The organism is Streptomyces griseoaurantiacus, assembly GCF_036189845.1.
Taxonomy (GTDB): Bacteria; Actinomycetota; Actinomycetes; order Streptomycetales; family Streptomycetaceae; genus Streptomyces; species Streptomyces griseoaurantiacus.
Genome location: NZ_CP108326.1, coordinates 5,378,928 through 5,392,565 on the forward strand (window position 1 = coordinate 5,378,928; position 13,638 = coordinate 5,392,565).

At 72.4% G+C, this 13,638-nt stretch carries 11 protein-coding genes; 7 read left to right on the forward strand and 4 right to left on the reverse strand.

The annotated features are described in order from the left end of the window. Positions 1-52 precede the first annotated feature (52 nt). Positions 53-934: a bifunctional DNA-formamidopyrimidine glycosylase/DNA-(apurinic or apyrimidinic site) lyase gene (gene mutM, locus OHB09_RS24025; protein WP_006139586.1), complete on the forward strand. Its 882-nt coding sequence runs from the start codon at positions 53-55 to the stop codon at positions 932-934. 22 nt (positions 935-956) lie between these two features. Here the strand turns inward: mutM and OHB09_RS24030 are convergent, their stop codons facing one another. The 3 genes from OHB09_RS24030 to OHB09_RS24040 all read right to left on the reverse strand — a co-directional run bounded on the left by OHB09_RS24030 (position 957) and on the right by OHB09_RS24040 (position 2,810). Further along, complete coding sequence (locus OHB09_RS24030; RefSeq protein ID WP_093598559.1) at positions 957-1,358, reverse strand: winged helix-turn-helix transcriptional regulator; 402 nt, start codon at positions 1,356-1,358, stop codon at positions 957-959. Positions 1,359-1,452: 94 nt separating this feature from the next. Then, on the reverse strand, positions 1,453-1,665 hold the full coding sequence (locus tag OHB09_RS24035) for a DUF4287 domain-containing protein (RefSeq protein ID WP_234528674.1): 213 nt from the start codon (positions 1,663-1,665) through the stop codon (positions 1,453-1,455). Positions 1,666-1,790: 125 nt separating this feature from the next. Continuing rightward, entirely contained in the window at positions 1,791-2,810 is a 1,020-nt protein-coding gene (locus tag OHB09_RS24040) for a CAP domain-containing protein (protein ID WP_328728373.1), read from the reverse strand. A gap of 195 nt (positions 2,811-3,005) precedes the next feature. Here OHB09_RS24040 and OHB09_RS24045 point away from each other — a divergent pair, with 195 nt between their 5' ends. The 5 genes from OHB09_RS24045 to ftsY all read left to right on the forward strand — a co-directional run bounded on the left by OHB09_RS24045 (position 3,006) and on the right by ftsY (position 10,841). Then, the gene (locus OHB09_RS24045) at positions 3,006-3,287 is read left to right on the forward strand and encodes an acylphosphatase (protein ID WP_191853313.1); all 282 of its coding nucleotides are present in this window, start codon (positions 3,006-3,008) and stop codon (positions 3,285-3,287) included. A gap of 388 nt (positions 3,288-3,675) precedes the next feature. Continuing rightward, complete coding sequence (locus OHB09_RS24050) at positions 3,676-3,879, forward strand: hypothetical protein (RefSeq protein WP_006139578.1); 204 nt, start codon at positions 3,676-3,678, stop codon at positions 3,877-3,879. A 264-nt stretch (positions 3,880-4,143) separates the two neighbouring features. Beyond that, a complete protein-coding gene (smc, locus tag OHB09_RS24055; protein ID WP_319118931.1) occupies positions 4,144-7,713 on the forward strand; it encodes a chromosome segregation protein SMC in 3,570 nt (1,189 codons plus the stop codon). 225 nt (positions 7,714-7,938) lie between these two features. After that, complete coding sequence (locus OHB09_RS24060; protein WP_191853311.1) at positions 7,939-9,357, forward strand: sugar porter family MFS transporter; 1,419 nt, start codon at positions 7,939-7,941, stop codon at positions 9,355-9,357. A gap of 287 nt (positions 9,358-9,644) precedes the next feature. Then, positions 9,645-10,841 (forward strand): signal recognition particle-docking protein FtsY, encoded by a 1,197-nt coding sequence (gene ftsY / locus OHB09_RS24065; RefSeq protein ID WP_006139574.1) that lies wholly within the window; start codon positions 9,645-9,647, stop codon positions 10,839-10,841. Between the two features lie 181 nt (positions 10,842-11,022). Here ftsY and OHB09_RS24070 read toward each other — a convergent pair whose 3' ends face one another. Beyond that, positions 11,023-11,691, reverse strand: a complete 669-nt coding sequence (locus tag OHB09_RS24070) for a bifunctional DNA primase/polymerase (RefSeq protein ID WP_319118930.1) — start codon at positions 11,689-11,691, stop codon at positions 11,023-11,025. Between the two features lie 461 nt (positions 11,692-12,152). Between OHB09_RS24070 and nsdA the strand changes: the two genes are divergently transcribed. After that, positions 12,153-13,628, forward strand: a complete 1,476-nt coding sequence (nsdA, locus tag OHB09_RS24075) for a transcriptional repressor NsdA (protein WP_093598542.1) — start codon at positions 12,153-12,155, stop codon at positions 13,626-13,628. Positions 13,629-13,638 lie beyond the last annotated feature (10 nt).

Sequence of the window (13,638 nt, forward strand, 5' to 3'; positions counted from 1 at the left end):
GGGCGGGCGCTCGGAGCGTCGCAGCGGTCACCCGACACAACGGAAGCCACCGATGCCCGAACTGCCCGAGGTCGAAGTAGTCCGGCGCGGACTGACGCGGTGGGTCGCCCACCGCACCGTCGCCGCCGTCGAGGTGCTGCACCCGCGCGCGGTACGGCGGCACCTGGCCGGCGGCGAGAACTTCGCGCAGCGGCTGACCGGCCACCGCCTCGGCGCACCCGCCCGCCGCGGCAAGTACCTGTGGCTCCCCCTGGAGGACACCGACGAGGCGGTCCTCGCCCACCTCGGCATGAGCGGCCAGCTCCTGGTCCAGCCGCACGAGGCGCCCACCGAGAAGCACCTGCGGATCCGGGTCCGCTTCGAGGACGCCCTCGGCACCGAACTGCGCTTCGTCGACCAGCGCACCTTCGGCGGACTGTCCCTGCACGACACCACCCCCGACGGACTGCCCGACGTCATCGCGCACATCGCCCGCGACCCCCTCGACCCGCTCTTCGACGAGGAGGCATTCCACCGGGCCCTGCGCCGCAAGCGCACCACCGTCAAACGGGCGCTCCTCGACCAGTCGCTGATCAGCGGCGTCGGCAACATCTACGCCGACGAGGCGCTGTGGCGCTCCCGGCTGCACTACGAGCGCCCCACTGCGACCCTCACCCGCCCGCGCACGACCGAACTCCTCGGCCATGTCAGGGACGTGATGAACGCGGCCCTCGCGGTGGGCGGCACCAGCTTCGACAGCCTGTACGTCAACGTCAACGGGGAGTCCGGCTACTTCGACCGCTCCCTCGACGCCTACGGCCGCGAGGACCTGCCGTGCCGGCGCTGCGGCACGCCGATGCGCCGGCGCCCGTGGATGAACAGGTCGAGCTACTTCTGCCCGAAGTGCCAGCCGGCGCCGCGGGTGACGGGGGCCCCGGCGCCGAAGTCGCCCTGAGGCGCCCTTCCCGAGGCGCCCCTCACGCGGACGCGCGTGCGTCGTAGCGCTCCCGCGCGGCCATGACCTCGTCCATGCCGGATTCGAGGCACGAGATCAGGGCCCTCAGCCGCTCGGCCACCTCGCGGCCCAGGGGGGTGAGCGAGTAGTCGACCCGGGGCGGGTTGGTCGGCCGGGCGTCCCTGAGGACGAGCCCGTCCCGCTCCAGCGCGTGCAGGGTCTGCGAGAGCATCTTCTCGCTGACCCCGTCCACCCGCCGCCGCAGCTCGTTGAACCGGAGCGTGCCCTCGTAGAGCGCCCCGAGCGTCAGCGCGCCCCAGCGGCCCGTCACGTGTTCGAGCGTGCTCCGGGAGGGGCAGCCCCGCGCGAACACGTCGAAGGCGGGGTGGGGGGAGGAGGCCGTACCGGCAGAAAGCGTCGCCATGGCAGCACTGTACTGCGCCACAGCGCCCACTCCCAGACAGCGCTCACTCAGAGAAAGCGCACCGGCGGCCCGGGCGGAGGAGCGTCCTCGCGGTTCACTTCCCGCTGTCCTCGCCGAGGGTGTGGGCGACGAGGGCGTTCGCGTGGCCGTGACCGAGTCCGTGCTCTGCCTTGAGCCAGGAGACGAGCTCCATGTGCTTCCTCAGGGGCGAGGACCGGATGAGGTCCTTCCACTCCGGGACGGGCCGTCCGTACTTCTTCTCGATCGAGGGGAAGTAGCTCGCGGGCCCCTTCGCGCTGGTGGTCATGGCGTGCCTCTCCTGTCGTCGTGCGCCGTCGACATGCACGCGATACGACCGCCCGGACACCGCGGAATGATCGGTCACGGACATGTGATCCGCACCACTCCCGCGCGAGAGGGCCTCCTTCGGCCTCAGTAGCCGAAGTCCTGCGTCCACCAGGGCCCGCCCTCCGCGAAGTGCACCCCCACGCCGAGCGTCTTGAAGTCGCAGTTGAGGATGTTGGCCCGGTGGCCGGGGCTGTTCATCCAGGAGTCCATGACGGCCTGGGCGGTCGCCTGGCCGCGGGCTATGTTCTCGCCGCCGAGACCGGAGACGCCGGCCGCCTCGGCCCGGTCCCAGGGGTCGTTGCCGCTGGGGTCGGTGTGGTCGAAGAAGCTCCGCGCGGCCATGTCCTCGCTGAAGTCCGCGGCCAGATCGCGCAGCGCGCTGTTCGCCGCCACCGGCCGGCAGCCCGCGTTCGCGCGCTCCTCGTTGACGAGCGCGAGCACCTGCGCCTCGGCGGTGGCCTGGGCCGAGGTGGCGACCGAGGAGTTGCCCTCCGGCTGCGGGGTGGCCTTGCGCTGCGGGGGGACCTTCGTGCCGGAGCCGGTCCCGGGAGCGGTGGAGGCCTCGGAGCCGGCCGAGGGGGAGGCGGGCTTCTTCTTCGCCGGGTCCTTGGTCTTCTGCGAGGGCTTCGTGGAGGACTTCCCCGCCTTCCCCGCCCTGTCCGACTTCTCGGGGGCGGAGGGCGAGGCCGAGCCGTCCGTCGCCCCGCCCGGCAGGGTGCCCCCGGGGCCGTCCTCGACGGTGCTGCCCGCACCGCCCTGCTGGGACTCGAAGCCCGTCGGGGTGCCGCCGGCCTGCACGTTGTCCGAGCCGCCGCCGATCGTGAACTGACCGCTGCCGGGCAGTACGCCGGTGGCGACGGCGGCGGTGCCCAGCGCCACGGCGGCCGAGACACCGAGCAGCCCGGTGCGCACCGGGGTGGCGGCCTTCTTCCTGCGGTGCGAGCGGGTCGCCCGCTCCTCCGCCTCCAGTACGGCGGCGAAACCGTAGAGGTTCTCCGGCCCGTAGTGCTCGGCCGGCGTCTGCTGCGCCTGGCTCACCCGGCCCGCGTGGCCGACCGGGCCGGTGGCGGCGCGGCCGGCGTCGGAGCGTCGGTGGCGTCCCATCTTCTGGCCTCTTCCTCCGTGCGCGTGCGGTCGTGTGCACCCGGCGCACACCCGCTCAGCCTCTTTACGTGATCAGCACACGATCGGTTCACACGATCGTGTGGGTTTCACACGGGATTCATTGGGTGGGGACGGTACCCCATGGTGTGGAAGAGGGAAGTGCCCGGACGCACATTGACCGGCTAGCGTGCGCGTATGAACGACGAAGCACGGCTCGTGGCCTGGGTGCGGGGACGGGTGCAAGGGGTGGGTTTCCGCTGGTTCACCCGGGCCAGGGCGCTCGAACTCGGCGGCCTGAGTGGTTTCGCTCTCAATCTGGAGGACGGGCGGGTCCAGGTGGTCGCCGAAGGGCCCCGGGAGCGCTGCGAAGGACTGCTGCGGTGGCTGCGCGGCGAGGACACGCCCGGGCGGGTGGACGGCGTCACCGAGATGTGGGACACACCCCGCGGCGGCTACGAGGGCTTCGCCATCCGCTGACTCCCGCCGCGACCGAATCCGCCCCGGGCCGGCCGGGAGGGCGCGCGGGCGCCCGTCACTCACGGAAAACACCTGGTGGTTGCCAAGGAGCCGCCGCCGTGGCAGGCTCCGCATCTGACACCGACCTATGCGTTCGAGGACCCCGCGAGACACCGCGGCGCCGCCCCCGCCGGGCCGTGCGCCCCCGCGCCGTCCGCCGCCACGGCGTGATCGTGTTGACCGTCAAACTTTTTGGTGAGACGCTGAAAGCCCCGCGCACCCCAGCTGTTTGGCATGGCGGAAAAGGCAGCACCGCAGCACTCGTGCCAGGCACCGCGGATCCAGAATCCAGAATCCCTCACGACCCACACCGCTTCGGTCGGTCACTCATTGTGGAGGACCATCCATCATGGCAAAGGCGCTTCTCGGTTACGTCGGTGGCTCCGACCCTCGACTCCTCGCCGAGATGCGACGGCTTCAGCAGCGCGTACAGGACCTGGAGACCGAACTCGTTCGCATCCAGGCCGAGAACGACGCGCTCGCGGCTGCCGCCTCTCACGACAGGATCATGGAGCACGTAGACGCACACCAGGCGGAGCCTGCGCTCACCTGATCACCGCCTCGCTCCCGGCGACACGGCAGTGACGGGGCCTGCCCCTCACCGTCCGGTCGCCGCACCGAAACACTCGCAGAAGACTCGCACCAGAGTGGCAAGGGACGCCTCCTAGGCGTCCCTTCTTTCTTTTCCTGCTCGGTTGTTGCCCCCGCACCCTTTCACTTCCTTCACGGATGATGTGCCCTGCACGTTCCTGTGCGAAACCGCGAGCCGTCCCGCGTTCATGGAGAGCCGCAAGGGCGGCGGGTAGAGTCCGACGGCGTGCACCTCAAGGCCCTGACCCTCCGCGGGTTCAAATCGTTCGCCTCGGCGACCACGCTCCGGTTCGAACCGGGTATCACGTGCGTCGTCGGACCGAACGGTTCGGGCAAGTCCAACGTCGTCGACGCGCTCAGCTGGGTGATGGGCGAACAGGGCGCCAAATCCCTGCGCGGCGGCAAGATGGAGGACGTCATCTTCGCCGGCACCACCGGCCGGCCCCCGCTCGGCCGCGCCGAGGTGTCCCTGACCATCGACAACTCCGACGGCGCCCTGCCCATCGAGTACGCCGAGGTCACCATCACGCGGATCATGTTCCGCAACGGCGGCAGCGAGTACCAGATCAACGGCGACACCTGCCGGCTGCTCGACATCCAGGAACTCCTCTCCGACTCCGGCATCGGCCGCGAGATGCACGTCATCGTCGGCCAGGGCCAGCTCGACTCCGTCCTGCACGCCGACCCCATGGGCCGCCGCGCCTTCATCGAGGAGGCCGCCGGCGTCCTCAAGCACCGCAAGCGCAAGGAGAAGGCGCTCCGCAAGCTCGACGCGATGCAGGCCAACCTCGCCCGCGTCCAGGACCTCACCGACGAACTGCGCCGACAGCTCAAACCGCTCGGCCGGCAGGCCGCCGTCGCCCGCCGCGCCGCCGTCATCCAGGCCGACCTGCGCGACGCCCGGCTCCGCCTCCTCGCCGACGACCTCGTACGGCTGCGGGAGGCCCTCGACGCCGAGATCGCCGACGAGGCCGCCCTCAAGGAACGCAAGGAGACCGCCGAAAGCGCCCTGCGCGAGGCCCTGCGCCGCGAGGCCGCCCTCGAGGAGGAGGTGCGCCGGCTCACCCCGCGGCTGCAGCGCGCCCAGCAGACCTGGTACGAGCTCTCCCAGCTCGCCGAACGCGTACGCGGCACCGTCTCCCTCGCCGACGCCCGCGTGCAGAGCGCCACCTCCGCGCCCGAGGAGGAACGGCGCGGACGCGAGGGTGAGGACCCTGAAAGCATGGAGCGCGAGGCCGCCCGCATCCGCGAACAGGAGGCCGAGCTCGAAGCCTCCCTGGAGGCCGCCCAGCGCGCGCTGGAGGACACCGTCGCCCACCGCGCCGAGCTCGAACGCGCGCTCGCACAGGAGGAACGCCGCCTCAAGGACCTCGCCCGCGCCCTCTCCGACCGCCGCGAGGGACTGGCCCGGCTCGGCGGCCAGGTCAACGCCGCCCGCTCCCGCGCCGCCTCCGCCCAGGCCGAGATCGAACGCCTGGACGCCGCCCGCGACGAGGCACAGGAACGCGCCGTCGCCGCCCAGGAGGAGTACGAGGCACTCAAGGCCGAGGTCGACGGCCTGGACGCCGACGACGCCGGCCTCGCCGCACACCACGAGGATGCCCGGCACGCCCTCGCCGAGGCGGAGGCCGCCCTCACCGACGCCCGCGAGGCCGCCACCACCGCCGAACGCGAACGCGCCGCCACCCGCGCCCGTCACGACGCCCTCGCCACCGGACTGCGCCGCAAGGACGGCACCGGCGCCCTCCTCGCCGCCCGCGAACGCCTCACCGGACTGCTCGGCCCCGCCGCCGAACTGCTCACCCCCGCCCCCGGCCACGAGATCGCCGTCGCCGCCGCCCTCGGCACCGCCGCCGACGCCCTCGCCGTCACCGGACCGGCCGCCGCGGCCGAGGCCCTGCGCCTGCTGCGCAAGCAGGACGCGGGCCGCGCCGCCCTCCTCCTCACCGGCGCCCCCGAGGAGCTGCCGCCCGGGGACGCGGAGGAGACCGGCGGGGCGAGCCCCGTCGCCGGGCTGGTCCGCGGACCCGAGGACCTCATGCCCGCCGTGCGCAGGCTGCTGCGCGGCTACGTCCTCGTCGACACCCTCCAGGACGCCGAGGAACTGATCCGCGCCCGGCCCGCGCTGACCGCCGTCACCGCCGAGGGCGACGTCCTCGGCGCCCACTTCGCGTACGGCGGCTCCGCCGGGGCGCCCAGCCTGCTGGAGGTGCAGGCCGCCGTCGACGAGGCCGCCGCCGAGCTGGAACGGCTGGACGTCCGCTGCGCCGAGCTGGCCGAGGCCCAGCGGGCGGCCGCCGCCCGACGCACCGAGTGCGCCGGACTCGTCGAGGAACTGGGGGAGCGGCGCCGGGCGGCCGAGCGGGAGAAGTCCGGCGTCGCCCAGCAGCTCGGCCGGCTCGCCGGACAGGCGCGCGCCGCCGCCGGGGAGGCCGAGCGCTCCACCGCCGCGGCCGCCCGGGCCCAGGAGGCGCTCGACGCGGCCCGTGAGGAGGCCGAGGAACTCGCCGAGCGGCTCGCCGTCGCCGAGGAACTGCCCGTCGAGGAGGAGCCCGACACCGCCATGCGCGACCGGCTGGCCGCCGACGGCGCCAACGCCCGGCAGACCGAGATGGAGGCCCGGCTCCAGGCTCGCACGCACGAGGAGCGGGTGAAGGCGCTGGCCGGACGGGCCGACGCCCTGGACCGGGCCGCCCGTGCGGAACGCGAGGCACGCGCGCGTGCCGAACGCCGGCGGGCCCGGCTGCGGCACGAGGCCGCCGTCGCCGGGGCCGTCGCCTCCGCCGCCCGGCAGCTCCTCGCCCATGTGGAGGTCTCCGTCGGCCGGGCCGAGGCGGAGCGCGCCGCCGCCGAGGCCGCACGGGTCCGGCGGGAGCAGGAACTGGCCCGCGCCCGCACCGAGGGACGCGATCTGAAGGCGGAACTCGACAAGCTCACTGATTCAGTTCACCGCGGCGAGGTACTAGGAGCTGAGAAGCGGCTGCGCATCGAGCAGCTGGAGACCAAGGCCCTGGAGGAGTTCGGTGTCGAACCGGAAGGTCTGGTGGCCGAGTACGGCCCGGGCCAACTGGTGCCGCCCTCGCCCCCCGCCCAGGGCGAGCAGCTGCCCGACGACCCCGACGACCCCCGCAACCTGCCCCGGCCCTTCGTCCGCGCCGAGCAGGAGAAACGGCTCAAGGCGGCGGAGCGGGCCTACCAGCAGCTCGGCAAGGTCAACCCGCTGGCCCTGGAGGAGTTCGCGGCGCTCGAGGAACGGCACCAGTTCCTCAGCGAACAGCTCGAGGACCTCAAGAAGACCCGGGCCGATCTGCTGCAGGTCGTCAAGGAGGTCGACGAGCGCGTCGAACAGGTCTTCACCGACGCCTACCGGGACACCGCCCGCGAGTTCGAGGGCGTGTTCGGCCGGCTCTTCCCCGGCGGGGAGGGGCGGCTGGTCCTCACCGACCCCGACCACATGCTCACCACGGGCTTGGACGTCGAGGCGCGGCCCCCGGGCAAGAAGGTGAAGCGGCTCTCCCTGCTCTCCGGCGGCGAACGGTCGCTGACGGCGGTGGCGCTGCTGGTGTCGATCTTCAAGGCCCGGCCGAGTCCGTTCTACGTGATGGACGAGGTGGAGGCGGCGCTCGACGACACCAACCTCCAGCGGCTCATCCGGATCATGCAGGAGCTGCAGGAGGCGTCGCAGCTGATCGTGATCACGCACCAGAAGCGGACCATGGAGGTCGCGGACGCGCTGTACGGCGTGTCGATGCAGGGCGACGGCGTGTCCAAGGTCATCAGTCAGCGGCTGCGCTGACCGCTCCTGGCAGACCCCCCGGGGGCCTTGTTCAAGAAGTGAACGAACAGTGAGGGCTCTCGCCCCGGTACCTCGAAAATCTCACATCTGCACCCCCATTGACTTCAGGGTTTGAACGCATACTCTCTTCCATGTTGTTTTTACCTTCAGGTGTCGCCGCGAGCGGCATCCGCGAGGGCTGACCCCACACCGGCAGCGAGGCCGGTGGCCCGAGGAGTTGTACACGTGACCAGCACAACGCAGGCACCCCGACCCGGAGCCGGATCGGCTCATCCCGAACATCTCGGGCACGTCATCTTCATCGCGGCCGCGGCCGCGATGGGCGGTTTCCTCTTCGGCTACGACAGCTCCGTCATCAACGGTGCCGTCGAAGCCATCCGCGACCGCTACGACATCGGCTCCGCCGCGCTGGCCCAGGTCATCGCGATCGCGCTGATCGGCTGCGCCATCGGCGCCGCCACCGCCGGCCGGATAGCCGACCGCATCGGCCGCATCCGCTGCATGCAGATCGCCGCGGTCCTCTTCACCATCAGCGCCGTCGGCTCCGCCCTGCCCTTCGCCCTGTGGGACCTCGCCCTCTGGCGCATCATCGGCGGCTTCGCCATCGGCATGGCCTCCGTGATCGGCCCCGCCTACATCGCCGAGGTCGCCCCGCCCGCCTACCGCGGCCGTCTCGGGTCCTTCCAGCAGGCCGCGATCGTCATCGGCATCGCCGTCTCCCAGCTCGTCAACTGGGGCATTCTCAACGCCGCCGACGGCGACCAGCGCGGGCACCTCATGGGCATCGAGGCCTGGCAGGTCATGCTCGGCGTCATGGTCGTCCCGGCCGTCCTCTACGGCCTGCTCTCCTTCGCGATCCCCGAGTCGCCCCGCTTCCTGGTCTCCGTCGGCCGCCGCGACCGCGCCCGCGAGATCCTCGCCGAGGTCGAGGGCAGCGACGTCGACTTCGACGCCCGCATCGACGAGATCGAGCACGCCATGAAGCGCGAGGAGAAGTCCAGCTTCCGCGACCTGCTCGGCGGCGGCTTCCTCTTCAAGAAGATCGTCTGGATCGGCATCGGACTGTCGGTGTTCCAGCAGTTCGTCGGCATCAACGTCGCCTTCTACTACTCCTCCACCCTGTGGCAGTCGGTCGGCATCGACCCCTCGGCCTCGTTCTTCTACTCGTTCACCACGTCGATCATCAACATCATCGGCACCGTGATCGCGATGATCTTCGTGGACCGGATCGGCCGGAAGCCGCTCGCGCTCATCGGCTCGGTCGGCATGGTCGTCGGCCTCGCCCTGGAGGCATGGGCCTTCTCCGCCCACCTCGTCGACGGCAAGCTGCCCGCCACCCAGGGCTGGGTCGCCCTGGTCGCCGCCCACGTGTTCGTCCTCTTCTTCGCCCTGTCCTGGGGCGTGGTCGTCTGGGTCTTCCTCGGCGAGATGTTCCCGAACCGGATCCGCGCCGCCGCCCTCGGCGTCGCCGCCTCTGCGCAGTGGATCGCCAACTGGGCCATCACCGCGAGCTTCCCCTCGCTGGCCGACTGGAACCTGTCCGGGACGTACATCATCTACACGGTCTTCGCCGCGCTCTCCATCCCGTTCGTGCTGCGGTACGTCAAGGAGACCAAGGGCAAGACCCTGGAGGAGATGGGCTGAGGCGGCCCGGCCGCCACCACAGGACCGAGGAGACGGGCCACACCCCCGCTGCCCCTCTCCTCACCCGGGAGGATCCGCACCAGGATCCCCCCGAGGACGTGCGGTTCCCCGCGCCCGACGAAGGCGCGGGGAACCGCACGCGCAGCCACGCACGCCCCCGCGTCGGACGCCCCCGGGTCACGCCCCGCGAAGCCGGGGGAAGCGCCCCGCCAAGCCCGGGGAAGGGCGGGAACGGCGGGAGGCGACACCCCTCTCCCGCGCACCCCTTCGCGCATACTGGACGCGTTATGGAAATCGTCATCCTTGCTGTAGTCATCGCCGTGGTCGTGATCGGCGCGCTCGGCGGGCTCGTGGTCGGCAGCCGCCGCAAGAAGCCGCTGCCCCCGGCGCCCCCCACGACGCCCGACATCACCGCCCCCCCGGCCGAGCCGCACGTCGGCGACGAGGCCGAGACGCCGCGCGAGGAACCGCGCCGGACCATCGAGGAGGTCGACCTACCCGGCGGCGCCACCGTCGTCGAGGAAGCGCCCGCCCCGCCCGCCCCCGCGATCGAGGTCCCGGAGCCCACCGCCGGCCGGCTGGTCCGCCTGCGCGCCCGCCTCTCCCGTTCGCAGAACGCGCTCGGCAAGGGCCTGCTCACCCTCCTCTCCCGCGAGCACCTCGACGAGGACACCTGGGAGGAGATCGAGGACACCCTCCTCACCGCCGACGTCGGCGTCCAGCCCACCCAGGAACTGGTCGAACGGCTGCGCGAGCGCGTGCGAGTCCTCGGTACCCGCACCCCGCAGGAGCTGCGCACCCTGCTGCGCGAGGAACTGCTGACGATCCTGGTCCCCGAGTTCGACCGCACGGTCAAGACCGACTCGAACCTCGACACCCCCGGCATCGTGATGGTCGTCGGCGTGAACGGCACCGGCAAGACCACCACCACCGGCAAGCTCGCCAGGGTGCTCGTCGCCGACGGCCGCAGCGTCGTGCTCGGCGCCGCCGACACCTTCCGCGCGGCCGCCGCCGACCAGCTCCAGACCTGGGGGGAGCGGGTCGGTGCCCGCACCGTGCGCGGCCCCGAGGGCGGCGACCCGGCCTCCATCGCCTTCGACGCGGTCAAGGAGGGCATCGAGGCCGGCGCCGACGTCGTCCTCATCGACACGGCCGGCCGGCTGCACACCAAGACCGGCCTCATGGACGAGCTGGGCAAGGTCAAGCGGGTCGTGGAGAAGCACGCCCCGCTCGACGAGGTACTGCTCGTCCTCGACGCCACGACCGGCCAGAACGGCCTCGTCCAGGCCCGCGTCTTCGCCGAGGTCGTGGACATCAGCGGCATCGTCCTGACCAAGCTGGACGGCACCGCCAAGGGCGGCATCGTCATCGCCGTCCAGCGCGAACTGGGCGTCCCGGTCAAGCTCATCGGTCTCGGCGAGGGCGCCGACGACCTGGCCCCCTTCGAACCGGAGGCCTTCGTCGACGCGCTCATCGGCGACTGACCCGGCACAGGAGCCCCCGCACCCCTCACGGAGAGGGGCGCGGGGGCTCCTGTCACCCGGTCCGCCGGACGGCCCCCGCACGGCCGACGACACCGCGGGCGGTACCAGGCGAGTGTGTGTGCGGGGCGTCGCCCGGCAGGCGGGAATCCTCGGACCGGCCCTACGCCCGTGAGGACCGGCCCTACGCCCGTGACCGGTGCGCCACGTACGCCAGCGTGCCGATCAGCAGCCGCACCGCGGGCAGCTCGCCCCCCGCCTCCCACTTCGGCGCCCGCAGCCACCGCACCGTGCCCCGGCCCGCCCGGTCCGACGGCGGAGCCGTGATGCACGCCCCCGCGCCCAGCCCGCGCAGATCGAGCGCGGTGTCCTCCCAGGCCATCCGGTACAGCAGCCGCGGCAGTTCCGCCGCACCGCCCGGCGCCACGAAGAACTGCGCGCGCCCCTCGGGCGTCACCGCCACCGGGCCCACCGGCAGCCCCATCCGCTCCATGCGCACCAGGGCCCGCCGCCCGGCCGCCTCGCCGAGCTCGATCACGTCGAACGCCCGCCCGACCGGAAGCATCACCGCGGCCCCCGGGTACTCGGACCAGGCCCGGTAGGCCTCGTCGAGCGTGGCCCCGGCCCGCACCGGTGCGGCGAAGTCCAGTGGATGCGCCCCCGGCTCGGGGCAGCCGGCCCGGCCGCACGAGCAGATCCCCGCCGCGGTCCGCGCCCCGGGCACGACGTCCCAGCCCCACAGGCCGGTGTACTCGGCGACGGCGGTGCACTCGGGCGAGCGGCCACGGCGCCGGGCGGCGGACCTGAGGTCGCGGATGGTCCTGGTCCGTGTGGAGCCGATCGTGAAGCCCATACCCCCTCCAACGGGTCCGGCGCGCGGCTGGTTACGCACCGCAACGGAGCGTGACCGTGTGTTCCGGGTGTGCCGGGCGGGTGACCCCGGAAACCCGGGAGTTCCCGCCCGGCGCGAGCGGGAGAGAGGGGTGGTGCGGTGCCCGCCGCGCGCTCCCCGGTGCCTCCGTCCGCCCGTTCCCGTTCGTCATGTGTCAAGTGAATCGCGCGCCCGGCACCGTGAGTTCATTCGAAGGGGTGGCGAATGGTGGCGTTTCTGAAACGGCCGTGGTTGGAAGGGTGATCGGGAGACTACTGTGAGTGCACACGTCCTGGGATGCGTGCACGCGTGGGTATGCCGGAGGCAAGGCGGGTTTCCGTTCGATCGGTGGGAACCGGCGGACGACGGTGACGCGGACCGGCATCCTGGTAGGGCGTTCGGCGCATCGGCGCACACGTGGTGTGAGGAATGGGGGCGTTCCAGTGGGCGGCAACGGCGGAAGCGGGACCAACGCTGAGAAGCGCCCGAACGAGTTGCTGACGTCATGGTTCGTGCGCAGCGGATGGTCCAAGGGAGAACTCGCCCGCCAGGTCAACCGCCGGGCCCGTCAGCTCGGCGCCAACCACATCTCCACCGACACCTCCCGGGTGCGCCGCTGGCTCGACGGCGAGAACCCGCGCGAACCGATCCCGCGCATCCTGTCCGACCTGTTCTCCGAACGCTTCGGCTGTGTCGTCGCCGTGGAGGACCTGGGGCTGCGCGCCGCCCACCGCACCCCCTCCGTGTCCGGTGTCGACCTGCCGTGGACGGGCCCCGGAACCGTCGCCCTGATCAGCGAGTTCTCGCGCAGCGACCTGATGCTGGCGCGGCGCGGCTTCCTCGGGACCTCGCTGGGCCTGGCCGCGGGTCCCTCCCTCATCGAGCCCATGCAGCGCTGGCTGGTCCCGGGACCGCCCGCGCCGCCGCGCGAGGACTCCGCCGGGGCCGCCTCCCGCGGTCGGGGCCGGCTCTCCAGGCCCGAACTGGAACTGCTGGAGGCCACCACGGTCATGTTCCGGCAGTGGGACGCGAGTTGTGGCGGCGGCCTGCGCCGCAAGGCCGTCGTCGGCCAGTTGCACGAGGTCACCGACCTCCTCCAGGAGCCCCAGCCCGCCGCCACCGCGCGGCGCCTGTTCAAGGTCGCCGCCGAACTGGCCGAGCTGGCCGGCTGGATGAGCTACGACGTGGGGCTCCAGCCCACCGCGCAGAAGTACTTCGTCCTCGCGCTGCACGCCGCCAAGGAGGCGGGCGACCGCCCGCTCGGCTCGTACGTGCTCTCCAGCATGAGCCGCCAGATGATCCATCTCGGCCGCCCCGAGGACGCGCTCGAACTCGTCCACCTCGCCCAGTACGGCAGCCGCGACTGCGCGAGCCCGCGCACCCAGGCCATGCTGTATGCGATGGAGGCCCGCGCCTACGCCAACATGGGCCAGCCCGGCAGGTGCAAGCGGGCGGTCCGGATGGCCGAGGACACCTTCGCCGACGCCGAGGACTGGGACGAGCCGGATCCCGACTGGATCCGTTTCTTCTCCGCCGCAGAACTCCACGGCGAGAACTCCCACTCCTACCGGGACCTCGCCTACGTCGCCGGCCGCAGCCCCGCCTACGCCGGGCTCGCCGAACCCGTGATGCGCGAGGCCGTCGACCTCTTCGCCAAGGACGGCGAACACCAGCGGTCCTACGCCCTCAACCTCATCGGCCTGGCCACCGTGCACCTCCTCCAGCGCGAGCCCGAGGAGGGCGTCGTCCGCGCCCGCCAGGCTCTGGAGGTGGCCCGCAAGGTCCGCTCGGAACGCGTCAACACCCGCATCCGCAAGACGGTCGACGCGGCCGTACGCGATTTCGGCGACCTCGCCGACGTCGTCGACCTCACCGAGCAACTCGCCACCCATCTGCCGGAGACCGCCGAGGCGGTCTGAGGGCGGCGGC

What these genes read in the sequence shown, in the direction of transcription:
- OHB09_RS24050 (WP_006139578.1), top strand. Translation starts at nt 3,676, where the DNA reads ATGGCAAAGGCGCTTCTCGGTTACGTCGGTGGCTCCGACCCTCGACTC.
- mutM (WP_006139586.1), top strand. Translation starts at nt 53, where the DNA reads ATGCCCGAACTGCCCGAGGTCGAAGTAGTCCGGCGCGGACTGACGCGG.
- OHB09_RS24035 (WP_234528674.1), bottom strand. Translation starts at nt 1,665, where the DNA reads ATGACCACCAGCGCGAAGGGGCCCGCGAGCTACTTCCCCTCGATCGAG.
- ftsY (WP_006139574.1), top strand. Translation starts at nt 9,645, where the DNA reads ATGGAAATCGTCATCCTTGCTGTAGTCATCGCCGTGGTCGTGATCGGC.
- OHB09_RS24040 (WP_328728373.1), bottom strand. Translation starts at nt 2,810, where the DNA reads ATGGGACGCCACCGACGCTCCGACGCCGGCCGCGCCGCCACCGGCCCG.
- OHB09_RS24070 (WP_319118930.1), bottom strand. Translation starts at nt 11,691, where the DNA reads ATGGGCTTCACGATCGGCTCCACACGGACCAGGACCATCCGCGACCTC.
- OHB09_RS24045 (WP_191853313.1), top strand. Translation starts at nt 3,006, where the DNA reads ATGAACGACGAAGCACGGCTCGTGGCCTGGGTGCGGGGACGGGTGCAA.
- OHB09_RS24030 (WP_093598559.1), bottom strand. Translation starts at nt 1,358, where the DNA reads ATGGCGACGCTTTCTGCCGGTACGGCCTCCTCCCCCCACCCCGCCTTC.